Annotated in this window: 20 protein-coding genes; 17 read left to right on the top strand and 3 right to left on the bottom strand. The window is 35.6% G+C overall.

Annotated features, from left to right (window positions below; translation table 11 throughout):
- The first annotated feature begins 90 nt into the window (after positions 1-90).
- Together gltB and HCJ45_RS11500 are read left to right on the top strand one after the other, a co-directional pair.
- Positions 91-4,683 carry a glutamate synthase large subunit gene (gene gltB / locus HCJ45_RS11505; RefSeq protein ID WP_187124896.1) on the top strand — a complete coding sequence of 1,531 codons (4,593 nt, stop codon included), beginning with the start codon at positions 91-93 and terminating at the stop codon, positions 4,681-4,683.
- Positions 4,684-4,697: 14 nt separating this feature from the next.
- Entirely contained in the window at positions 4,698-6,167 is a 1,470-nt protein-coding gene (locus tag HCJ45_RS11500) for a glutamate synthase subunit beta (RefSeq protein WP_187124895.1), read from the top strand.
- A 49-nt stretch (positions 6,168-6,216) separates the two neighbouring features.
- On the opposite strand, the gene HCJ45_RS11495 is transcribed toward HCJ45_RS11500, so the two are convergent.
- From HCJ45_RS11495 to HCJ45_RS11485, 3 genes are all read right to left on the bottom strand, one after another.
- A complete protein-coding gene (locus HCJ45_RS11495) occupies positions 6,217-7,047 on the bottom strand; it encodes a carbohydrate ABC transporter permease (protein ID WP_185347215.1) in 831 nt (276 codons plus the stop codon).
- A 17-nt stretch (positions 7,048-7,064) separates the two neighbouring features.
- On the bottom strand, positions 7,065-7,958 hold the full coding sequence (locus HCJ45_RS11490; protein WP_185347213.1) for a carbohydrate ABC transporter permease: 894 nt from the start codon (positions 7,956-7,958) through the stop codon (positions 7,065-7,067).
- A gap of 62 nt (positions 7,959-8,020) precedes the next feature.
- Positions 8,021-9,262, bottom strand: a complete 1,242-nt coding sequence (locus tag HCJ45_RS11485; RefSeq protein ID WP_185347211.1) for a sugar ABC transporter substrate-binding protein — start codon at positions 9,260-9,262, stop codon at positions 8,021-8,023.
- Between the two features lie 431 nt (positions 9,263-9,693).
- Here HCJ45_RS11485 and HCJ45_RS11480 point away from each other — a divergent pair, with 431 nt between their 5' ends.
- The 15 genes from HCJ45_RS11480 to HCJ45_RS11410 all read left to right on the top strand — a co-directional run bounded on the left by HCJ45_RS11480 (position 9,694) and on the right by HCJ45_RS11410 (position 24,860).
- Positions 9,694-11,862 (top strand): glycoside hydrolase family 3 N-terminal domain-containing protein, encoded by a 2,169-nt coding sequence (locus tag HCJ45_RS11480; protein ID WP_187124894.1) that lies wholly within the window; start codon positions 9,694-9,696, stop codon positions 11,860-11,862.
- Positions 11,862-15,122, top strand: coding sequence for a GH36-type glycosyl hydrolase domain-containing protein (locus tag HCJ45_RS11475; RefSeq protein WP_187124893.1), 3,261 nt, complete (start codon positions 11,862-11,864; stop codon positions 15,120-15,122). The genes HCJ45_RS11480 and HCJ45_RS11475 overlap by 1 nt, the downstream gene beginning before the upstream one ends.
- A 47-nt stretch (positions 15,123-15,169) precedes the next feature.
- Positions 15,170-16,135 carry a LacI family DNA-binding transcriptional regulator gene (locus HCJ45_RS11470; protein ID WP_185347205.1) on the top strand — a complete coding sequence of 322 codons (966 nt, stop codon included), beginning with the start codon at positions 15,170-15,172 and terminating at the stop codon, positions 16,133-16,135.
- A gap of 59 nt (positions 16,136-16,194) precedes the next feature.
- On the top strand, positions 16,195-17,178 hold the full coding sequence (locus HCJ45_RS11465) for a Gfo/Idh/MocA family protein (RefSeq protein WP_187124892.1): 984 nt from the start codon (positions 16,195-16,197) through the stop codon (positions 17,176-17,178).
- A gap of 182 nt (positions 17,179-17,360) precedes the next feature.
- Positions 17,361-17,612 carry a hypothetical protein gene (locus HCJ45_RS11460; protein WP_187124891.1) on the top strand — a complete coding sequence of 84 codons (252 nt, stop codon included), beginning with the start codon at positions 17,361-17,363 and terminating at the stop codon, positions 17,610-17,612.
- 12 nt (positions 17,613-17,624) lie between these two features.
- Positions 17,625-17,987: a hypothetical protein gene (locus HCJ45_RS11455; protein ID WP_187124890.1), complete on the top strand. Its 363-nt coding sequence runs from the start codon at positions 17,625-17,627 to the stop codon at positions 17,985-17,987.
- Positions 17,978-19,474, top strand: a complete 1,497-nt coding sequence (locus tag HCJ45_RS11450) for an LXG domain-containing protein (protein ID WP_187124889.1) — start codon at positions 17,978-17,980, stop codon at positions 19,472-19,474. Before HCJ45_RS11455 ends, HCJ45_RS11450 begins: the two co-directional genes overlap by 10 nt.
- Positions 19,475-19,478: 4 nt before the next feature.
- Positions 19,479-20,468 (top strand): hypothetical protein, encoded by a 990-nt coding sequence (locus HCJ45_RS11445; protein ID WP_187124888.1) that lies wholly within the window; start codon positions 19,479-19,481, stop codon positions 20,466-20,468.
- Positions 20,469-20,993: 525 nt separating this feature from the next.
- The gene (locus tag HCJ45_RS11440; protein WP_187124887.1) at positions 20,994-21,977 is read left to right on the top strand and encodes a hypothetical protein; all 984 of its coding nucleotides are present in this window, start codon (positions 20,994-20,996) and stop codon (positions 21,975-21,977) included.
- Positions 21,974-22,168: a hypothetical protein gene (locus HCJ45_RS11435; protein WP_187124886.1), complete on the top strand. Its 195-nt coding sequence runs from the start codon at positions 21,974-21,976 to the stop codon at positions 22,166-22,168. Before HCJ45_RS11440 ends, HCJ45_RS11435 begins: the two co-directional genes overlap by 4 nt.
- A complete protein-coding gene (locus HCJ45_RS11430) occupies positions 22,165-22,422 on the top strand; it encodes a hypothetical protein (RefSeq protein WP_187124885.1) in 258 nt (85 codons plus the stop codon). The genes HCJ45_RS11435 and HCJ45_RS11430 overlap by 4 nt, the downstream gene beginning before the upstream one ends.
- Positions 22,419-22,871, top strand: coding sequence for a DUF5085 family protein (locus tag HCJ45_RS11425; RefSeq protein ID WP_187124884.1), 453 nt, complete (start codon positions 22,419-22,421; stop codon positions 22,869-22,871). Before HCJ45_RS11430 ends, HCJ45_RS11425 begins: the two co-directional genes overlap by 4 nt.
- Before the next feature lie 181 nt (positions 22,872-23,052).
- A complete protein-coding gene (locus HCJ45_RS11420) occupies positions 23,053-23,412 on the top strand; it encodes a GntR family transcriptional regulator (RefSeq protein WP_185347304.1) in 360 nt (119 codons plus the stop codon).
- 1 nt (position 23,413) lies between these two features.
- Complete coding sequence (locus HCJ45_RS11415) at positions 23,414-24,094, top strand: ATP-binding cassette domain-containing protein (protein ID WP_187124883.1); 681 nt, start codon at positions 23,414-23,416, stop codon at positions 24,092-24,094.
- Positions 24,087-24,860, top strand: a complete 774-nt coding sequence (locus HCJ45_RS11410) for a hypothetical protein (RefSeq protein WP_187124882.1) — start codon at positions 24,087-24,089, stop codon at positions 24,858-24,860. The genes HCJ45_RS11415 and HCJ45_RS11410 overlap by 8 nt, the downstream gene beginning before the upstream one ends.
- The last annotated feature ends 1 nt before the right edge of the window (position 24,861 follow it).

Genomic DNA, 24,861 nt, shown 5'->3' with positions numbered 1-24,861 from the left:
TAAACTAATTCGGAATTGAATTGTCAGTCAATTTGTACAATTCCTGTGATATATACTGGAAGATTCCATTTTTGAAGAGGAGGAACTAAAATGAAACAAACTAATTTACCAAAAAAGCACGGTCTTTATAATCCGGAAAATGAGCATGATGCTTGTGGAATTGGATTTGTGGCTAATATTAAAAAGATTTCTTCTCATAAAATCGTTGAGCAAGGTATCCACATGCTTTGCCAGTTAAAACATCGTGGTGGAGAAGTTGGTGGAGATACAGGCGATGGTGCTGGTATTTTACTTGAGATTTCTGATTCTTTCTTTCGACGAGAATGTACTAAATTAGGTATTGAATTGCCTGAAAAATATCATTATGCAGTAGGAATGTTTAATTTTCCACAAAATAAAACTGAGCGAGAACTTCTTATGGTGGAAGCAGAAAAACTAATCGCCGCAGAAGGACAGCTCTTTTTAGGATGGCGCAAATTGCCAACAGATGTAACAAAAGTTGGCGCTGGTGCACAAAAAACAGAACCAGCGATTTATCAATTATTTATTCAAAAAAATGCCAAACTAGACGAGGCCGGCTTTGAACGAGCACTTTATTTATTTAGAAAACAAATCGAGAAATTTGCCAATACTTCAGAAAAAATAACAGAGACTTTTTATGTCCCTAGTCTATCTACAAGAACAATTATTTTTAAAGGAATGTTATTACCAGAACAAATTAATCAATACTATTTAGATTTAGCAGACGCAGCATATTTATCTGCTTTCGCGCTAGTTCATTCACGTTTTTCAACGAATACTTTTCCTAGTTGGGAACGAGCGCATCCATATCGTTATTTAATTCATAATGGAGAAATTAATACGCAACGTGGCAATGTTAATTGGATGAAAGCACGAGAGAAAAGAGCAGACTCGGCCCTTTTTGGTAAGGATTTAGCTAAATTACTACCTGTTATTGATGAAAGTGGTAGTGATTCAGCGACGTTAGATAATGCTTTGGAGTTTTTAATCCAATCTGGCCGCTCGTTACCTCATGCTGCTATGATGCTTATTCCCGAACCATGGGATAAAAATCCGCATATGACAGATCCAAAACGTGCTTTTTATGAATATCATAGTACTCTGATGGAGCCATGGGATGGACCTACTTCGATTTCTTTTACTAACGGTCGAGTAATTGGCACGATTTTAGATAGAAATGGATTACGACCTGCTCGCTATTATGAAACAAAAGACCATACAATCATTTATTCTTCAGAAACCGGTGTAGTACCAGTGGATCCGAGTGAAATTATTCGCAAAGAAACCGTTGGAGCTGGAACTATGTTGTTAATTGATTTAGAAGAGGGAAGAATCGTTACTGATAAAGAATTAAAAGATAAATTAACAACAGAGAAACCTTATCGTGAATGGCTAGATGAGGAAATGACAGAAATTGCTGACCTTCTAAAAGAAGAATTAGACTATCAATCAATGGAAAAATCTGAACGCTTTAAAAAACAACGGGCGTTTGGTTATACCCAAGATGAACTAAATAAAATACTAATTCCAATGGTTACTGAGAAAAAAGATCCAATGGGCGCGATGGGGTATGATGCGCCACTTGCAGTTTTAAGCCAGCGACCACAAGTGTTATTTAACTATTTTAAACAACTTTTTGCGCAAGTAACAAATCCACCAATTGATGGAATTCGTGAAGAGACGGTAACATCTGCTATGACACTGCTTGGGGATGAGGGTAATATTTTAAATCCGACGGCAAAAAATGCTAAGCGAATTCGTTTGAAAACGCCGATTTTATCTCGGAAGGAATTCAATGCTTTGCTATCTCAAACAAAATTTGCCAAACCAACAGTAACACTTCCAATTTTATTTCAAGCGGAAGAAAGAGATGACTTAGATAAGACGCTGGCGAAATTATTTGCGATGGCAGACCAAAAAGTTGCAGAAGGAACAGAATTAATCGTTCTTGATGACGCCGGTGTAAATGCTGATTTTATTGGTATTCCTTCACTTTTAGCAGTAAGTGGATTACATCATCATTTAGTAAAATCTGGAACAAGAACTAAAGTAAGTATCATTGTAAAAACTTCAGAAGCGCGAGATGTTCATCAATGTGCGCTTTTAATTGGTTACGGAGCAGATGCAGTTTTCCCTAGTTTAGCGATTGATACATTTGCTGGCTTGATACAAGAAGACCGCTTAAAAGGATTTTCTCTGGATGAAGCAGAGAGCCGTTATATTGAAGCGATTACGGACGGAATTCTAAAAATCATGTCCAAAATGGGTATTTCAACTGTTCAAAGTTATCGTGGTGCGCAGATTTTTGAAGCTATTGGTATTGGAGACGATGTTATTGCTAGCTTCTTCCCAGGAACAGCTTCTCAAATTGGCGGGATTCCACTTTCTATTATTGCGCAGGAAGCCTGGTTGCGTCATAGAGAAGCATATCATGATATTGGCTACCAAAGTTTTACTCTAAATACTGGTGGAGAATACCAGTGGCGCTCAAACGGAGAATACCATGCGTATAATCCGCTTGCAATTCATTCGTTGCAACAAGCTACAAGAGAAAATGACCGTGAAACTTATAATCTTTATTCTGATTTAATGCAAAATCAAAATAATGCATTTTTAAGAGGATTATTAACATTTACAAGTGATCGCAAACCGATTCCACTTGATGAGGTAGAGCCAGCAGAGGCTATTTTTAAGCGATTTAAATCAGGCGCAATGTCTTATGGATCAATTAGTCAGGAAGCTCATGAGGCACTTGCTATTGCGATGAACCGAATTGGTGGAAAAAGTAATAGTGGAGAAGGTGGAGAAAATCCTAATCGTTTTACCCCAGATGCGAATGGCGACTGGCGAAGAAGTGCGATTAAGCAAATTGCTTCAGGTCGTTTTGGAGTGACAAGTCATTATTTAGTGAATGCAGAAGAATTGCAAATTAAGATGGCTCAAGGAGCAAAACCAGGAGAAGGAGGACATTTACCAGGGAAAAAAGTATATCCGTGGATTTCCAAAACACGTGGTTCAACGACTGGTGTTGGACTTATTTCACCACCTCCACATCATGATATATACTCCATTGAAGATCTATCACAACTAATTTTTGATTTGAAAAATGCCAATCAAAACGCTCGTATTAACGTGAAATTAGTTTCGAAAACTGGTATTGGGACGATTGCTGCTGGTGTAGCAAAAGGTAATGCAGATGTCATACTTGTTAGTGGTTATGAAGGTGGAACAGGGGCGGCAGCAAGAACGAGTATTCGCCATGCTGGTGTTCCATGGGAAATCGGATTAGCAGAAACCCATCAAACACTACTTCTAAATGGTTTGCGTAATAAAGTAGTTGTAGAAACAGATGGCAAACTAATGACTGGAAAAGATGTATTAGTTGCTGCAATGCTTGGAGCAGAAGAATTTGGTTTTGCAACGGCGCCACTTGTAACACTTGGTTGCGTGATGATGCGTGTTTGCCATTTGGATACTTGTCCAGTCGGTGTGGCTACTCAAAACCCAGAACTACGCAAGAAATTTAATGGTTCTGCAGATTATGTGGTAAATTTCTTTCATTTTATTGTAGAAGAGATGCGCGAAATGATGGCGGAACTTGGATTTAGAAGTTTAAAAGAAGTTATCGGCCATAAAGAATTTTTGAAAACACATGAGAAAAAAGAAGCTCATTGGAAAGCGAAATACATCGATTTTTCGAAAATGCTTTATAGTGATGATTTTTATAAAAACCAAGTCCAATATTGTACAAAACAACAAGATCATAAAATAGAGCAAACACTTGATATGCGTGAAATTGTCCCATTAATTAAGCCAGCTTTAGAAAATGCAGAAAAAGTGACGGGTTCCTTTAATGTACGTAATGTCGACCGTGCCATTGGAACAATTGCTGGTTCATTTATAAGCAAGAAATACGGAGCAGCAGGGTTACCAGAAGATACAATCTCGCTTGAATTTACTGGTTCAGCTGGTCAGAGTTTCGGCGCCTATACACCACTTGGAATGACGCTCCGAATTCACGGAGATGCAAATGATTACTTCGGAAAAGGATTATCTGGCGGTAAACTAATCGTAAGTCCAAATAAAAAGACACCGATTAACCCACATGATTCAGCGATAGTAGGAAATGTAACGCTTTATGGTGCAACTGGCGGAGAAGCTTATATGCATGGTCGTGCTGGAGCCCGGTTTGCAGTAAGAAATAGTGGTGCAACAGCAGTCGTTGAAGGTATTGGCGACAATGGTTGTGAATATATGACAGGAGGCGCAGTAGTTATTCTCGGAGAAATTGGCGAAAACTTTGCAGCTGGTATGTCTGGTGGAAGTGCCTATATTTATACAACTAATAAGCAGAGCACGCAAGCAAAAATTAATCATGAACTAGTAAATAGTCGTGCTGTTTCTACTAATAAAGAAGCAGCAAAATTAAAGCAGCTAATTGAACAACATGCTAGCTTGACCGGAAGTGAATTTGCTCAAATGATTCTTCAAAACTGGGAAACAGAAAAGGAGAACTTCCTGTTTGTTATTCCAAATGAATATGAGATGATGCTAACGCGGATTGAAACATTGGAGCATGCTGGTCAAACGCATGATGAAGCAGAATTACAAGCTTTCTATGAACATAAAGATGGCAAACTAACGGCTGTTATGGCGAAATAGAGAGGAGTGGAAATATGGGAAAAGCAACTGGATTTATCGAATATGATCGAATTCCAGCACCAGGACGAGATCCAAAAAATCGGACGCGTGACTGGAATGAATATAGTTTGCCAATGCCAGCAGCCGATTTAACTTTGCAAGCGGCAAGATGTATGGATTGCGGTGTACCATTTTGTAGCGTTGGTATGGAAATTAAAAATGGCGTATCAGGCTGCCCACTGCATAATTTAATCCCAGAATGGAACGATGCTGTTTATCGAGGCGATTGGTATGAAGCATTACAATTACTCTTAAAAACGAATAATTTCCCTGAATTTACCGGTCGGATTTGTCCAGCACCATGTGAAGGTGGTTGTACCGTCGCAATTTCTGAACCAGCAGTAGGAATTAAATCAATTGAAAAAGCAATTATTGATCGTGGTTTTGAAGAAGGTTGGATTAAACCATCCCCACCAAAACATCGTACAGGTAAAAGAATTGCTGTTATCGGTTCAGGACCAGCTGGTTTAGCTTGTGCCGATCAATTAAATCAAGCCGGACATAGTGTCACCGTATTTGAAAAAAGTGATCGTGTTGGTGGTTTGTTAATGTATGGCATTCCAACGATGAAACTGGAAAAAGAACAAGTAACCCGCCGAGTGAATTTGATGGCAGAAGAAGGAATTGAATTTATTACTGGAGTTGCAGCTGGAAGTGACATTAGTTTTGCTGAGCTACGCAGTGAATATGATTCTGTAGTGTTAGCAACTGGCGCTGGCAATGCACGTGATATCCCTCTAGCTGGACGTGATGCTAAAGGAATTCATTTTGCAGTACCGTATTTAACGCAAAGTACGCGGGATAACTTAGATAATGGCGGTGTCCAAACCCTTTCAGCTAAAGGAAAAAATGTTGTCATCATTGGTGGGGGAGATACTGGAGCAGATTGTGTTGCAACAGCCCTTAGACAAGGTGCAAAAAGTATCTATCAATTTGGAATTCAAGACAAATTACCAGAATTACGTGCCGGTGAAAACCCATGGCCACAATACCCACGTGTTTTTAAAATGGACTATGCCCACGAAGAAGCTGAGGCTGTTTATGGAAAAGACCCACGTGAGTATTTGATTAACACAACTGCATTCGAAAAAGATGTAGACGGCAATCTCACTGGACTTCATACGGTCGAAGTAGTGGAAGATAAAGAAACTAGAAAATATACACCAGTAGAAGGTAGTGAGAAATTTTTCGAAGTAGATATGGTTTTAATTGCCATCGGATTTGCTGGAACAACAGAAGATATTTTTACCAATTTCGGCGTAAATAAAACAGACCGTCATACTATTGATGCGGCGAAAGGATTCTATCGCACAAATGAAGAAGGTGTCTTCGCTTGTGGTGATGCTCGTCATGGTCAAAGTCTAGTCGTAACAGCTATTGCAGAAGGTCGTGAAGCTGCTAGGGAAGTGGACTTTTACTTGATGGGAGAAACTTTTTTACCTTAATAAGACAAAAAGCTTATTCGAATACCGAATAAGCTTTTTGCTTGTCCAATTATTTCATTCCAGAAACATTGAACCCTTTTAAAATATACTTTTGGAAAGTCATAAAAATCAAGATAATCGGGATAACCATGAAAGTTGCCCCAGCCATTTGAAGTGCGTAATTGCTGCCATATTGTCCTTTTAAAAGTTGTAAGCCAACTGATAATGTGTAGAACTTCTCGTCATTAGCAATAATTAATGGCCATAAGAACGAGTTCCAACCAGCAATAAAGGTAAGAATTCCTTGTACTGCGAGAACAGGGCGTGAAATAGGAATGATAATCCGCCAGAAAATATAAAACTCGCTCGCACCATCCAGTCGTGCTGCCTCAAGTAAATCGTCTGAGATAGTTGACATAAATTGCCGGAATAAGAAAATCCCAAAAGCACCAACCAGCCCTGGAAGTACAATCCCGGTCATTGTATTAGTAAGTCCAGCTGCATTTAGTAGTAAATAAACTGGAATCATTGTCACTTGTCCAGGAATCATCATTGTTGCAAGTACAAGATAAAATAATTTATTTTTTCCTTTAAATTTAAATTTCGCAAAACCATAACCTGCCATTGCATTTAAAAATAATCCGAAGAAGGAAAAGAAAACAATGATTAAAGTGTTTTTTAAATAGACAGCGAAGTCCATCTCTGTAAATAGTTTCGTGAAATTATCTAGCGTAAAAGTTTCAGGCCAAATCGTAGGCGGGATTTTTAAAATTTCTGCATCCGTTTTTAAAGAGGAGAGAACCATCCAAATGAACGGTAAAATCATAAAGAATCCGCCAACCGTCAAAATAGTAATGACAGCAATTTTAGCTCCACGCGATTTTTGCGTATATTGATTCATGTATAAAAACTCCTCTCTTAAATATCCCCGTCATTATTTTTGCGCTGAATTCGGAATTGGATAAGCGTGATAATAATAATCGCGATGAATAATATAAATGATCCAGCAGCAGCATATCCAAATTTACTAAGTTGGAACCCATTTTGGTAGATGAAAAGGGCAACAGAGTTAGTACTATCTAAAGGTCCGCCTTCTGTCATAACAAAAGGTTCCTCGAAGAATTGTAACCAACCAATCATTGTTGTTACCGTTACAAAGAATATCGCAAAACGAAGCATGGGAACTGTAATTTTAAATAATTGTTGGCGACTATTTGCTCCATCAAGGGAAGCAGCTTCGTAATATTCTTTTGGAATGCCTTGAAGTGCTGCTAGGAAAATAATCATATTTACACCGATTGCCCGCCATACAGCGAGGACAATTAAGGAAAGTTTCGCGATTGTTGGGTCTTGCAACCAGGGTACAGGTCCTAAATCTAGGAAAGAAAGCAAGTAGTTAAGTAAACCGAACCGTGGATTATATAAGTAACTCCAAACAACTGCAACAGCGACAACGTTTGTAATCGAAGGAGTGTAGAAGATTAACCGGAAAAATTGGAAAATCTTTGCTTGCGAAAAGTTAATCATAAGAGCAATACCAAGCGAACAAATAATAACAAGTGGTACACCAATAACTACATAGAAGAGGGTATTAAAAATTGATTTTAAAAAGACCGGATCTTGCATAATGTTGACATAATTATCAATACCAATAAAGTTAATCTTAGAATAATCCGCGAGCCCGACTAAATCAATATCTGTAAAACTAATAACGAAAGCTAGCATAATCGGTAGTAGCGAAAACAGAAGAAGTAAAAACAGCGCTGGCGAAATAAACAAATAGGGAGTGTTTTTATTTAGAAATTGTTTCATAACATCAGTTCCATTCTAAAAGGGCAAATAACTGCACTATCTATATTTGCCCTTTTTATTCGTTATTTTTTAAGTAGCGATTCTACTTGATCATTAAAACTATCCATTTGCGTTTGCACATCTGCGCCACCACGATAAATTTGTTCCCAAGATTTACCATATAATTGCGCAATTTCTTCAAACTGTGGAATTAATGGCATTGGTTCTGCTGTTTTCATTTGTTCTCCAAACACTTTGTAGTAAGGATCGTTTTTCAACATATCATCTTCCCATGCATCCATACGAGCAGGCATAGAGTTAGTATCTTTTAACCAAGAAAGTTGTACATCAGGTTGGCTCATATAATCCATAAATTTCAACGCATCGTCTTTTTTATCACTATATTTAAATATGGAAAGGTTAGCTCCACCGAGACTAGACTGATTATTTTCTTTTTTAGGTAAAACAGCTGTTGCCCATTTACCATCAATATCAGGTGCAGTATCTTTTAAAGTGTTAACCATCCAAGGACCACTCATAAACATTGGAACAATTCCGTCGCCGCCAAAGCTTTGAGAAGCATCTAGACCAAGATCAGTATCTGGGGCAGAACCGTTCTTAATGAAACTATCTAAGTAAGAAACAGCATCAACGAAAGGTGCTTTATTGAAAACAGGTTGTTCATTTTTATCAAATAAAGGAGAGCCATTTTGACGACCAAAAATGAAACCAGTAGTTTGTTCATTTGGATCAACTGAGAAGCCATACATATCTTTGCCACGTTTTGAAAGTTTTAAAGCAGCATCAGATAATTCTTCCCAAGTTTTTGGTGCTTCATTATAACCAACTTTTTTCAGTAAATCGGTACGATAGAAGAGTACACGAGTTTCTGCATACCACGGAACACCATACGTTTTTCCGTCAAATTGTGTTGTTTTGATAGAACCAGGGAAAAATAACTCAGGGTTCATATTTTCACTTTTTTCTACATCTTTTGTAATATCCAGTAATGCACCAGCTTCAACAAATTCTGGCATCCAAGTAGTTCCCATTTGGACAACATCAGGGCCAGATTTAGAAGCAACAGCAGTTAATAATTTATCATGTGCATTTGCCCAAGGAATAACTTGAACTTTTACTTCAATACCAGTTTCTTTTGTGAATTTCAGTGCTAGTTCTTTTAAAGATTTTGCTTCGTCTCCCATTGCCCAAACATTTAATACTTTAGATTCGCTTGAATTTACCTCATCTTTCGTCCCGCAAGCCATCAGAACCAAACTAAGTGATAACAACAAAGCTAATAGTGCAAACATCTTTTTTTTCATGATTTTTCCTCCATTTTTTGGTTTTTTTCAAAACAACCCTTATGACTGAAGTATATGAAAATAAAACAAGTTGTACGAAGCAAGTTTTGCTGCGTACGGGGAAAAACAAATTGTGAAAACTAATTCACATACTGAATATTCAATAGAAACGTTTCGACAAGGTTATTATAGTATATAATGTAATCGGTTTCAAGTGGATTGCAAAATTATTTTTAATAATATAGTTAAACACATTGTATATCAATGGTTTGGCAGGTATATTATTTTTAAAGAATAACATTTGCAAAAGCGGGATAATATAGAAGAAAATGATAAATCCGATTTATTACACTTGTGAATTGATTTATTGGTTGACTAAAGAAAAGAAAGCGCTTATACTGTTGTTATATTTGAATAGAAACGTTTCGAAAAATGTGTTTTAGGAGGTTCCTATGAAACAAGGAAAATTAACCGCTTTATTAGCAGAAATGACCTTAGATGAAAAAATTGCCCAGTGTTTGCAATTATCCCCTTTTCTTTTTAAAGGAGCAATTAAAAATGCCGAATTAACAGGACCTTTACTTCAAGAAATGAAATTAACAGATGCTCATACAGAAAATGCTGGTTCCGTTCTTGGATCAAGTTCAGCGGAGGATATGTTAAGCATTCAAGAAGCCTATTTAAAAACGAACCGATTAGGCATTCCCCTTATTTTTATGGCGGATGTCATTCATGGATATAAAACAGTGTTTCCAATACCGCTCGCACTTGGATGTTCTTTTAATCGAAAAATAGTTCAAACAATGGCAGAAGTTTCCGCCCTGGAAGCAACAGCGGATGGACATCATGTGACCTTTTCACCGATGCTTGATTTAGTGCGCGACCCTAGATGGGGAAGAGTAATGGAGTCCACTGGAGAAGATCCATTTTTAAATAGTGAGCTTGGAAAGGCAATGGTTGCTGGGTATCAAGGCGAAACTGAAAAGCTTCATGAAAATTACACAAACTTAGCGGCATGCGTAAAACACTTTGCAGCATATGGGGCAGCAGAGGCTGGTCTAGAATATAATACTGTAAATATGTCAACGCGCGAACTATATCAAAACTATTTACCAGCATATGATGCAGCAATTCAAGCAGGAGCTAAATTAGTAATGACAGCTTTTAATGTGGTAGATGGTGTTCCTGCAACAATGAACAAGTGGTTAAATCGAGACGTTTTGCGGAATGAAATGAATTTTAATGGCGTATTAATTTCTGATTGGGGTGCAGTTGCAGAAGTAATTAATCATGGGACGGCAAGAAATCCGGCAGAAGCAGCACAGTTTTCGATGGAAGCTGGTGTTGATTTGGAAATGATGACTACTTGCTATATTCATGAATTAAAAGATTTAGTTGCAACGAATAAACTATCAGAAAGCTTGATTGATGAAGCTGTTTTACGAATCTTACAATTAAAAAATGATTTAGGGCTATTTGAAGATCCTTATCGTGGTTTAAAAGAAAAATCACGCCAAACTGATATTCTAACAACGGTAAATCGGCAAAAATCAAGAGAAGCTGGTTTAGAATCTGCGGTTTTACTAGAAAATAAACAACAGCTACTTCCACTTTCTCCTAAAACCAAAATCGCCCTCATTGGTCCATTAGCAACTTCAAGCGATATTCTTGGCGGTTGGACAGTATACGGTGAAGAAAAAGATGCTATCCAAGTAGAAACTGGTTTACGAGAAGTCTTTTCTGAGTTAATAACTGTTCAAACAGACTACACCACACTTACTGAGGAAAATAAAACAGCAATAGCAAAAGCAGTTCAAGCATCCGAAGTGGTTGTTCTTGCACTTGGCGAAAAGAATGAATGGGGCGGTGAAGCGGGAAGTTTAGCTACAATACGTTTGCCAGAAGCACAATATAATTTAGCGAACTATGTAAAAACACTTGGGAAACCAGTTGTAATCACATTATTTAATGGTAGACCGTTAGAAGTTAAGGAACTAGCTGAGGCAAGTGATGCGCTTTTAGAACTCTGGTTTCCAGGGACAGAAGCTGGTCATGTAACAGCTGATTTATTAGTTGGTAAAAGTAATCCTTCTGGTAAATTATCTATGTCGTTCCCACAAACAACAGGGCAAATTCCTGTATACTACAATCATTTACAAACAGGTCGACCTCAGACAGAAGAAAATAAAGGGGAACGCTATGTTTCTCATTATCTAGATATTCCAAATGAGCCATACTATCCATTTGGCTACGGAAAAAGTTATAGTGCATTCGAGTGGGAGACTGCCGAATTACCAAAACAAATCCGTCTTGGCGAGTCATTAGAAATAAAAGTAACTGTAAGAAATAAAAGCAAAGTAGCAGGAAAAGAAGTAATTCAAGTTTACTTACAAGATGTAACAGCTAGTATATCTCGCCCTGTAAAAGAACTTAAAGCATTTGAAAAAATATTCCTTCAAGCTGAGGAAGAGAAGACCGTTTCATTGGAATTAACAAGTGAAGCATTCTCTTTCTATAATTCCAAATTAGAAAAAATACAAGAACCTGGTTTACACCGTATTTTCGTTGGAACAAGTAGCGTAGAAGTGGATACTTTTGAACTGGAAGTGGGGGAAGTTTAGTGACAAACTTAATCGAACTAAAACAAGGAAATTTTACTGCAGCTTTTCATCCGCAAGGGCAGTTAGCATGGATGAAATTAAATCAAATTATGTTAAATCAAGTTATCCAAAATCCATTAGAAAACAGATTATCGCAAATATATGTACGCGCGTATCAAGGAAATAAAATAACAGCCTATCCATTACTCACAGAAAACGCAGAAGTAGCTTTTAGCGAAAGTAGTGTAAGGTATCTTGGAGAAGCTGGGCCTTTTCTCTTTGATGTACAAATGCATTTTTATCCACAGGGTTGGTTTTATCATGTAAAAGTGGACGGAGATGTGGAATTTGATTTGGTTTATTTACAAGATTTAGGGTTGGCAGAACAAGCAGCTGTAAGAACGAATGAAGCTTATCTGTCACAGTATATTGATTATCATGTGACAGAAGACGAAGCAGGTTATACTATCCAAGCACGCCAAAACCAACCACAAAACAATCAATTTCCAGCAGTCCAAATAGGTGGAACAACGAAGATTATTGGTTACGCAACGGATGGATTTGATATATACGGAACGGCTTACAAACTAACGAATCAAATAGAAGCATTATCCAAAAGTTCATTACCAAACCGAGTCTATCAATATGAATTCGCGCAAATTTCTCTACAAACAGAGAAGTTCCAAGGAAAAGGAGAAACTACTTTTTATGGTTATATAACAGAAAATCAACCAGAAGCATCAGGTGTCAAACATAAAAATATAAGGGAAATAAACAAAGTAGCAACAAAAAATAACTATCAAACAGTAAATAAAATTACCCATCAAAAAAGGATAGATTTACCATTTACTGGAGAAACTATTTCAGAAGCATGGTTGCAAGCGAAATTTCCAGATCGTATTCAAGAAGAAACACAAGATGATATTTTGTTATCTTTCTTCACTCCTAATTATTCACATGTTGTAACTCGCGAAAAAGAGGGGAAACTCGAGCGCCCTCATGGCAGTATTTTGCTTGATAAAGTGAATGTATTAAATCCAGAAACAACTCTTTCAGCAACAACATATATGTATGGCGCATTTTTATCTCAACTTGTCGCAGGAAATTCCAATATGAACAAATGGAATAGCCACGCCCGAAATCCACTTAATATCCTTCAAACGAGCGGGGTGCGAATTTATATAGAACAGGATTCGAAGCTTAGGTTACTGGGTGTGCCGTCTTTATGGGAGACAGGAACAAACTATTCCATCTGGTACTACCAATTAGCGGATGATCTAATTACCATCCAAACAACACTCACTGCTGAAAGTAAAGAAGCCTATGTAACAGTGAAGTCGGAAAAAGGGCGCCAATATAAATTTGTACTAACAAACCAGGTAACAATGGGAACGAATGAATATGAGACTAGCGTGAAAAAAACAATAAATCAAAAAGTAGTCACATACTATCCATCCGATGAATCCCCAATGTTAGCTACCTACCCAGATATTTGTTTCCAAGTGGATGGATCTTTCCAAAAAATCACAGATGAAAGCTATTTTGCAGAAGCCTATGCTCAGTCAGCAGGATTAGATGTCTTTATTTACGATGCAACTGATTATGCTAATTTTCATGTGCAAGCTAAGCTAACAAAAGAATTTGCTGCACTTCAACCAGATTTAGAAATAGCGATAAAAGAAGTTCGTGCAAACTATGATGAATTAACTGCGCAGTTTCATTTGAATCATTCTAATGCAGCGGCAGAAAAATTAAATTTAACGGTATATTGGTATGCTCACCAAATGTTGGTTCATTATGCATCCCCGCACGGTTTAGAACAGTATAGCGGGGCAGCCTGGGGAACTCGTGATGTTAGCCAAGGTCCGTTTGAATTCTTTCTTGCAACCGGCAATAAGGCTGTGTTACGCAACCTTATAGTAACGATTTATTCTCATCAATATCAAGATACAGGAGACTGGCCGCAGTGGTTTATGTTCGATAAATACACTTCCATTCAACAAGAAGAAAGCCACGGTGATGTAATAGTCTGGCCGCTTAAGATTATTGGTGATTATTTAGAATTGACAGGAGATACAAAGATTTTAGAGGAAGAAATTCCTTTTATGGACCGTACATCGAAAAATTTCACCGCAGAAACCAGCTCACTGAAAAAACATATTGAATTAACTGTTAAAACAATCGAATCCCGTTTTATGAAAGGAACAGCACTGTCGAATTATGGAGATGGAGATTGGGATGACACACTACAACCAGCAAATGCCCAGTTAAAGAAAAACATGGTATCCAGTTGGACTGTGGCGCTAACTTATCAAGCCTTCAAACGACTTGCGGCATATTTGCCAGCAGGAGAAGAATTTGCAGTGCTTGCGAGTCGCGTACAAGCGGATTTTGAACAATATATGATTGGTAAAACGGATGTGATTCCAGGGTTCCTTTATTTAGAAGAAGGGAAAGAGCCTGTTTGGATGATTCACCCGGAAGATAAGGATACAAAAATTAACTATCGCCTAATTCCTTTAACTAGAAGCGTTATCGCTGAATTGGTAAGCAAAGAACAAGCTAAGCGGAATTTTGAAATTATTAACAGCCATTTATTACATCCTGATGGCGTAAGATTAATGAGTGAACCAGCACACTATGCAGGCGGGGTGAGTACTCATTTTAAACGAGCAGAACAAGCAGCTAATTTTGGGAGAGAAGTAGGCTTGCAATATGTCCATGCTCATATTCGTTATATTGAATCATTAGCTAAAATTGGTGATGCAAGTGCGTGGCATATGTTGGAAATTATTAATCCAATCAATATTAAAGAAGTTGTACCAAACGCGGCACTTCGTCAAAGCAACACCTATTTTAGTAGTTCAGATGCGGCCTTTTTAGATCGTTATCAGGCTCAAAATGAATTTTCACGTGTAAAAGAAGGAACAATCCCAGTAAAAGGTGGTTGGCGCATTTATTCAAGTGGTCCAGGAATCTATTTGCATCAATTGATTAGTGCTGTTCTGGGCATTCGTCAAATTAAAGATACATTTATTTTTGATCCAATTTTACCAGCAGAACTAGATGGTTTGGAATGTCATATAGAGTTGGATAATTACGCACTTGATATAACTTACGAACTTGCGGAAAAAGCAGGGATTTTAGTAGACGGAGAAAAGCAATCAGTAGAAAATACAGCAAATCTATATCGAACAGGGGCAATGATTTTACCGAAAAAGAACTTAACGTCAAAATGTTCACAAATTACAATTAAATTTCAAAAAAACAACTGTCTCTAAGATTGTTTTGTGTATAATAAAAGAAAACAGAAAAGGATGCGATTCACGTGGTAGGAATTAAAGATATCGCGAAAAAGGCAGGGGTTTCCATATCAACAGTATCCTATGCACTCAATGGCAGCCCGAAAGTGACCGAAAAAACGCGAAAACGAATTATGACCATCGCAAATGAATTGAACTATATTCCCAATATGGCAGCACGAACGTTAAAAACACGAGAAACTAAAATTATCGGCGTCTATTTAACAAACTATGGCGGGATATTTTATGGAACTTTACTCGAGGGTTTAACGCAAACGCTTTACAAACATGGGTATGAACTTATTGCTTGCAGTGGTACAAAAGCACACCGGTTTTTACCCGAGAAAATGATTGATGGGGCAATTATATTAGATGCTAACTTCCCCTCCAGTGAGATTATTAACTATGCTGATCGTGGTCATAAATTAGTCGTATTAGACCGGGAGTTAACACATAAAAATGTTTGCCAAGTTTTGTTGGATAATAAAGGTGGCGCTACGCTGGCAATTGATTATTTATCAACAGACTTTTCAGGAGATTTTTATGTGGTTACAGGTCCAGATGATTCCTACGATGCCAGAGTCAGGCTAGAAACTGCAAAACAAGAATTAGCTCGGTCAGGAGATAAAACAGCACATATCATTGAAGGGGACTTTTCTGAACAAAGTGGTGAAAATGCTGCCGCGATTATTGCTGAAAATTGGAAAGCACCAGTATCAGTATTTGCTTTAAATGATAATATGGCCATTGGCATGTATCGTTATTTTGCAAAAACAACACTAGAAATTGGAAAAGATGTGCGAATTATTGGTTTTGATAACACTGATATTAGTGAATATTTAGTACCTCGTCTTGCAACAATTGAATATTCTAAATACAAATGGGGAGCAGTAGCAGCTGATAAATTAGTTGCCCTTCTTGAAGGAGATAAAGCTGAAAACGAAATAATCTACACTACAAGAATTAGCGGTTCCTCTGTTTCAAAAAATTAGTACACTTTTTTGCTTATTTTAAGGTATACTTAAAGTAAAATTAAAGGAGTTGTTGGCTAATGAAACTTGGAATTATGGGAACGAATTGGATTACAGATGCTTTTATTGATGGAGCTATTAATTCAGGTGAATGGACACTTACTGCTGTTTATTCAAGAACAGAAGAAAAAGCTCGAGCATTTGGAGAAAAATATGGAGATTTAGCTTATTTCACTGATATAGAAGAAATGGGGAAATCGGACGCACTCGATGCAGTGTACATTGCGTCCCCGAATGCCCTTCATTTTGAACATGCAGTAAGTTTACTCAAAAATAAAAAACATGTTATCGTCGAAAAACCAATTTTTTCTACGGTGGCTGAACTAGAATATGCCCACCAAATCGCTCGTGAAAATAATGTGTTCTTATTTGAAGCAGCACGCCATATCCAAGAACCTAATTTTAAAAAAGTGCAAGAAAATTTAACAAAAATTGGCACAATCCATGGGGCAACACTATCTTATATGAAATATTCATCCCGATATGACCAAGTTTTAAATGGAGAAGAACCAAATATCTTCTCATTGAAATTTTCAGGTGGCTCGATTGTTGATTTAGGCGTATATCCACTTTATTCAGCAATTACTCTATTCGGAGAACCAGTGAAAGCAACTTATTTTGCTACAAAACTACCAACTGGGGTGGACGGATTAGGACCAATTATTTTGGAATATCCTACATTTAACATCACGATTATTCAAGGGAAAAATTCACAGTCCTTCTTACCAAGCGAAATTTATGGTCAAAAAGGAACCTTGATTATTGATCCGCTTACGGGTATTGAAAATATTACTTTTTATGATAATGCCACAAAAGAAGTGACCGAACTAGCAGGACCAACCGTTCCTAATGATATGCAATTTGAAGCTGCAGAGTTTGCAAGAATTATCGAACAAAGTGACCGTGATACCTATGAATACTTAGCTGACTTAAGCTTAAAAGTACTACGTGTCTCAAACGAACTCCGCCATCAAAATGATATTTGGTTTAATGTAGAAAAATAATTTAAAGGAAATCGTAATACTCTGAACCGACCCCCAAAATCCAACTTTTGGAGGTCGGTATTTTTTGTGGCGAAACATAACTACCCTGATTATTTAGTAGTCAACTATTTTAATATTAGTGGAAGTATGTACCTATTTTTTGATATACTAATTTTAGTATAAATGACGGGAGGAGACATTTCATGAGTAACATCGCTTCAAGTACTAGCTTAGCAACATCTGCCGTTGCGGGAGTAAAATCAGTGACTATAAATAAAGGACAACAAGTCTCTTTAGAGCAAAGTACAATAACCAGTATGAAGACAGGAATGGAAGTTAATAACCAGTTGTTAACAGATTTAGCGCAACTAATTGACTGTGTGACGACTCAAAGCGAAAAATTCCCCAAAATTGCAGAACTTATTGCCCTTCAAGATAGTCAAATTACATTTTAAGAGGTGAATTGTTTGAATAAAAAGTCAAATGATTACGAACGCGCGAAATATAATCAGCTAATTTTAGAAAATGAACAGCAAATGGATGAGCTCAGCAACGGAAAAAGAAAACTTGAAGAATCTATTTATAATTTGGAAGTAGACTTTCGTAGAGGGTTTCAGGAACTAAACAATTTAAATAATGAAAATGCAAGATTTGATAGCTCCGAAACAAATCAGTTAAAACGTAATAATGAAGAGCAAGAGCAATCATTTCGTCAATTACTACGTGAATCCAATGACCAGATTGTATCAGCCTACAAAAAAGAAACGAAAAAAATGGACGAAGAACGTGAAATCCTTTATAAGAAGCGGAGTGATATTCCTTGGGATTAGTTTATTCAAGTAGCGAGTCTGCCGAATTAGTTCAATCTTTAACAAGTAATTTAACAAATGGAAAAGAAGCAATCAACCAACTAAAACTTGGGAGCCAAGAGGTCATTGCAGCAGTAGATGGGAATTTATTGGCGGGTGCAGCTTATACTGCGGGAAAAGGTATATTTAGCGATCTGATTATCCCAACTATTACACGAGTAACTACTGCTTGTGATGCAATTGAACAAGAGCTACAAAAATATGAAACAGCTGATCAAAACATTTCAAGTGAAGGGTATTTAAATGAAGAAAATTTAAATCAGCAAATTGCGATAAAAAAAATGATGAAAGCTTCTGTTGACTTTGCTTCATCTATTACAAAAGCTGCTTCAAGAAATGATCCAGCTACAGCAATACTAGATTCTTTACTTGATTTTCAGAAAAAACTAGATCAAATGTCAGATAGCATTCAGGATGATATTGAGCAATTACAAATAAAATTAGATAAGTTACATACCTTTTCTTCACTAACAAATGGATTGTTTAGTGATAGTCTTAACGATTTAAATATAGCAATGCAAGGTGTATTAGTGTTAGATAATACGATTATAAATTCTGATGGCTCATACACCTTGCCTGCTGGTACAGACAAAAGCTGGTTTACAGACAAAAAAGATGTAACAGCATTTAAAAATTCACCAGACTATATTGCTACACATGCACCGGAAAATATGACACCAGAAGAGACAGAAAACTGGCTAATCGAAAACCTTAATAAATTTGGACCAGACTTTTTAGATTATATTAAAGCTGGAACTATTTCAACTATAAGCTTTGTAAATGGCCGTGCTTTTCTAAATGGTGTTGCTATCACTCAAGATTCATTAGGTCGATTAAAATTAGGAAATAGATTTTTATTTAAACCAACAACAAATGGAGGTCATGTTTATAATCTAGGTGAAAATTTCCAAAACAAATCTGGTATTGATCTGGGAAATTATCATTACTCTATGCTTCCAAATGGGAGTATTGACTTTGGAGAGTTAAAGTTAGCAGGACTTTCAAATTTTAAAGAAGCATTAAATCCTATTAATGATTTTAAAGGGTGGGGAGATGCTTCAAAAGTTGGTAAATTTGGAAAAGGACTGGGGATACTTGGAACCGTTTTAACAGTCGGAAATAATTTTGCAGCAAATATAGACTTATCTGATGGACTTGATGCAGGAGAGACAGTCGATTTTGTAACAGATACTGCAATTGACATTGGTTCAGCTGCAGGTGCTTCTGCGGTTGGTGCAATGGTTGGGTCAGTATTCCTTCCCCCATTAGGGACGGTTGTTGGTGCTGGTGTTGGTATAGGTGTAAATCTACTTATAAATTACCCATTTGGCTCACCTCCAAAAAGTGCTGTAGATCACGTGAAAGATGGCGTGAAAGAGATTACAAAAAATATTGGGGATAAAATAAGTAACTTGGTAGGCGGGTTTAATTTTGGATTTGGGGGTTAATTCTATGAGAAAGAATATCAAAAGTGAAACTATAGACGTAGATGAGAAGAATAAAACTTATTTTAAATCATTTATAGCTACTAGGGGAGGTATTGGTATATTACAAATATCTCTAGCAGGCTTAGTTATAGCTCTTCTTTGTTTGCCTATTACATGGAATGTTGCCACTTTAGGCTATGATATAAATCCACTCGAAAGTAAAGTTAATATCTTTATAATATGTATAGCTATATTTATGTTATTAACATTTTTATCAGTTAATTTAAGGGGAATCAGACAAGCTTTGTTTCGGCATCAAGTATTTTTAGGCGCTTGGGGAGTAATTCAATCAGTTTTACTTACATTTATATTAATGTTTATGTTCTATATGATAACTCAATGGGGAAAGCCTAATGAAATTTGGTATGGATCAAAATTTTCAATCCTCATTATATTGCTATTTAGCTTAGGATATATTGGTTGTTTAATTTATAATTTATATTGGTTAAAAAAACAACTAAGAGCAGGTTTCTCTGTAGAGCGAACAACAGCTAACTATTCTGCTCGGTCAAAAGTTTATAAGTCGAAATCATTATGGATAATTTTTGGAAGTTCCATGCTAGGTGCTTTTTTGACAGATAACTTGGCAACGGTTTTCGGTGCTATATTTGGGCTGTTTTTGGGTGCTATGTTTTCCAGATTGACAATAGAACTGGGATATTCTACTTATTTACTACATAAAAATAAAGATTATTGGATAAATTATACTATTGAGCCTCCAAAATTATGGAAAAAGATAATAGAATCACGTTTGAAAAAGTTATCGACATATGTAGTCTTTATGTTGTTATTGATTTTTGCCATAACAGAGATAGAGGATACATACGAAATACCAAAAGTTTGGAATATAATATTTTCATATGTCATTCTAGGACTATTAATTTCGTTAATACTAATCTTAATTTGGTGGATTATAAAAAAAATAAAAAATAAGCATGTTGGGAAAAAAAGATGAAATAAAAACAGGACAATTCAGTCTAAATAATGTCATTGGATTTAGTGCAACACTTGATTCTAATAAAGAGATATTTGACCAAGTGGCTGAAATGGACCGCTCCTTTGAAGGTAGGTTTTTTTGAGAATGAACACAAAGGGAGAAATATTTACAGATATCCTAGAGAACAGGTTATACAAATCTAGCAAAAAACATGCGGCCCAATAGGAACGATAAGTAAACACTTAGCAACAATAATACAACAAGACTTCTCAGAAAGCGAAATAACAAGTATACTGTATGGCAAAATATAATTATCGTGTTTATTTAGTAGCTATTTAATTTAATATTATATACACCCATTTTTGAAACACTAATTTTAGTATAAATAACGGGAAGGGCATTTCATAAGCAAAATTGCTTCAAGTACTAGCTTAGCAAAATCTGCCGTTGTAGGAGTAAAATCAGTGACTATAAATAAAAAATATCAAGTTTCATTAGGACAAAGCACCATAATCAGCTAGAAAACTGGAATGGGTGATATCTATGGTAGAAAATATAAACAGTTCAGAATCATTAAATAAAAAATACTTTATTTCTTTGGCAAAAACTAGAGGTTCAGTGGGGACACTACGAATCCAATTAATTGCTTTGTTAGTCCTATCAATTATTGGATTGATCCCGGGAATAGAAATTCACTCTTGGTACAATAATATAGCAAGCACAATTTTATATGGGATGTTAAAATTTTATGTGGTTTATGCGATTGTATTGAATATCTATTTTTTTCTTGTTCCAAAAAAAATAGTTTATAAACATCAGGTATTTAATTCTATATTATTATTTTTTACTTTATTAATTGAATTAGTTATTTTAGTAGCTCTTTCATTTATGATTAGTAATAGTAAATCAACTGGGTATAAGTCAAACATAGCTGATTTTAATGCAACCTATTCAATGATATTTCTAGTTTTAATTGGAACAGTAGCTCTACTGACTATTTGTTATAATGTTTTTTGGATTAGAAAAAATATAAGGAAAGGCTTTTCGGAACAAAGAAAAGTTGCTAATTATCTAGCTTTTTCTAAGGTATTTAATTTTAATTCTGCTTGGATTATTTTTGGAGTAGTTAGTATTACAGGCGTATTTTTTACAAATTTTTTATTTATTTTAGGACTTTTACTTGCCTTGGTTTTTGTGTTAGCCTTCACAAGATTGCTGATAGAAATTGGCTACCTAACATATTTGAAATCTGTAAATAGAGATTATTGGGAAGAGTATAAAGAACAGAAGCCCTTTTCTTTCAATGGGAGATTGAGATCAATACTCAAGAAAAAGTATATATATGTGTTAATGGGAATAGCTATAATAGTTGGTATGGTGAAAATTGATGAGAAATTTGCATTATCTAAAACAATAAAAAATATATTTGGATTTATTGTAATTGTCATCTTAATTGGATTTATGATAATTTTGATACAATGGATTATAAAAAAAATAAAAAATAAGCATGTTGGGAGAAAAAAATGAAAATAAAAACAAGACAATTTAGCCTAAATAATGTCATTGGATTTAGTGCAACACTTGATTCTAATAAAGAGATATTTGACCAAGTGGCTGAAATTGGCGCTGAGTTTAAGAAAGTATTAATTCAGAATGGATTTTTGCAGATTCACCCACTATCTTTGAATACAATCCATTTGATGAATCAAATGATGTGACTATTTTATCCACTGTTGGCAATAAAATAAACATTGTTGGAGAAAATAAGTCACAGTTTTTTTATAAAGAAAGACTGGAATTTACTACAAATTATTTTTATCGTCATTATGACCAAGAAGAAGCTATACCTTATAATGAAATTAAGGAAAAGATTGATAAGGAAAAAGGTATTTTATTAACAATTTATCACGTTCTTCTGGATTTAGAAGGCGATATTGTTATTGATTTATATTGTGAGGTAGACAAACTATGAAATTGTTGCCAAAAGTCTTTACAGCAGACAAAATTAGCTTTCAGAATGTTGTAAGTAAAAGAGCTAAATTTTATTATTCTGAAATGGAAGAGAACTATAAAAATTTTGTTTCTGGTATTATTGATGAAGGTTATAATTTGAAAGGTCCCTTTTTTTATAGCCTTAATAATGTTCCAACAGATGAAATGATAGATATCGAAATGTTTTTTCCAATCATTGAAAACAGCTTTGAAGTAGAAGATTATCAATTTGCTTCTTATTTTGAAATCACTCCATTGCTAAAAACAATCATTGTGGGCGATTTTGATAACGTTACGGAGCAGTCTTATGCAGAATTATTAGCTACCTTAGAAGTAAATAATTTGAATATAGCAACACCTTTTTACCATGTATTCCCAAAAAACGGGAGCAAATATGTTAATCTATATGTTGGTTATTATAAAAGTTAAATATTATTAATATGGCTAACACTATTTTTTGTAACATCAAGCTTTAATATAGAAAAATAATTTAAAGGAAAGCCAGGAAAAGTGTTTTAATACTTATTCCTGGCTTTTTTGTGCTTGACAATAAGTTTAATTCAAGTGTACTATTTACTTAATACACTAGTTTCAGATGGAGGAGGTAATGATGAAACCAACATTCCATACAGATAAACCCATTTATAGTCAGATTTGTGATTGGATGAAGAAAAAGATGGTTACAGGAGAATGGAAATCAGATGATAAATTACCGTCTGTCCGTGAAATGGGAGCATCACTTGCAGTTAATCCAAATACAGTTAGTCGAGCATACCAAGAGTTAGAAAGAGCAGGCTACATTTATGCTAAGCGTGGGATGGGATCATTTGTAACATCAGAAAGAGTTGTTTTTGAGCAGCTTAAAAGTGAACTGGCTGATGAAATGGCTGAGCGTTTTTTGGAAGAGGCAGAAAGTATTGGTTTAACCCGTCAAGCAGCAATAGAACTACTAACAAAAAGGAGTATTTAATATGACTGAAAGCATAATCAAAATAACAGGTCTAACAAAAAAATATCGTAAATATAAATCATTAAATGATATTAATTTAACGCTAGAATCCGGAAAAATAATTGGACTACTTGGACCGAATGGGGCAGGGAAAACAACGCTATTTAATGCGATCTCTGGATTATTAAAACCTACCTCTGGTGAGCTTGTTTTGGCAAAGGATAAACGAGTTGCTTATTTACCGAGTGAAGATTTTTTACCTAATATGGTGATTCGTGATTATTTTTTAATTTATCAGGGCTTTTTCCCAGATTTTAATCCTGAAAAAGCGACCGAAATGATTCATTCACTTGGTGTTAATGTCAAAGAAAATACCAAATATTTATCGAAAGGAAATGCTGCAAAAGTAATGCTATCCTTGATTTTGTGTCGGGATGCAGATCTTTATTTACTAGATGAACCTTTTTCGGAAATTGATTTAATTTCGCGGGATGACTTGGTGAAATCAATCGCTCAGTTTTTAAAAGAAGATGCAACACTTGTTGTTACCACACATTTAATTCAAGATATGGAAATGATGTTTGATGAAATTATTTTGATGAAGCATGGGGAAATTATTGACCGTAAAAACACCGAAACGCTAAGAGAAATAGATGGGAAATCGATTGTTACTTATTATCGGGAGGTATTTGGACATGCTTAAAGCTCATTGGAAATTAGAATGGAATGCACATCGCTATTGGTTTATTGCAGCTTTTTCCGGATGGATGGTTTGTTTACTCGTGGGGCTTTTTTATAAATTAGGGAAAGGTGCGCTTCAACCAGTAGTAATTAATCTAGGTAGCGATGGAGCTATTTTTACAGCAGGGGATGATATTTTTCTAACACTTTTAAGTATTGTCGGGGGAAGCTGGATACTTATTTGGTTACTACTTTTTGTAGCAACTGCCCGTGGTGGTGTATATGATGAAACACGTTATTTATTTTTCCAAACAAAAGCACCTATTTGGAAAACGCTTATAAATAAAGTAATCATTTCTTTAGTTGAAACAACTATTTTAACTGCTGGATTCCTTTTTATAATGTTATCGATAATAACTATAAGTGGTGCAGACCTTGGTGTAATAGAAGCTCTAAAAATAATATTAGAAACTTTCTTAGGAATTTGGCTGGTTAATTTATCTTTTGTTTGTATTGTCATTGTGGCGACAGCAATTAGCATGGTTCCAGTGTATGGTTATCGTTTTGGATTTATAGCAGCAATTATTTATTTTTTGGTGATTAATGCTGCGCAAATATATATCAAAAGTAATTGGTTACCAGAAGTAGGACCAGAAATACAGTTTCATTATTCTATTGGGCTTGCATTTCAGTTTTCTGCCTCAGAATTTGTTTTTAATCTACTTTTTGTCGTTTTTCTTCTATTTATTGCAACAAAAATTCTAAATAAAAGTGCAGACTTGCAGTAAG

Origin of the sequence: Listeria immobilis, from assembly GCF_014322845.1 — a bacterium.
Taxonomy (GTDB): domain Bacteria; phylum Bacillota; class Bacilli; order Lactobacillales; family Listeriaceae; genus Listeria; species Listeria immobilis.
Note: the sequence above shows the minus strand (reverse complement) of the source record. Positions and strands in the feature narration are given on the sequence as shown.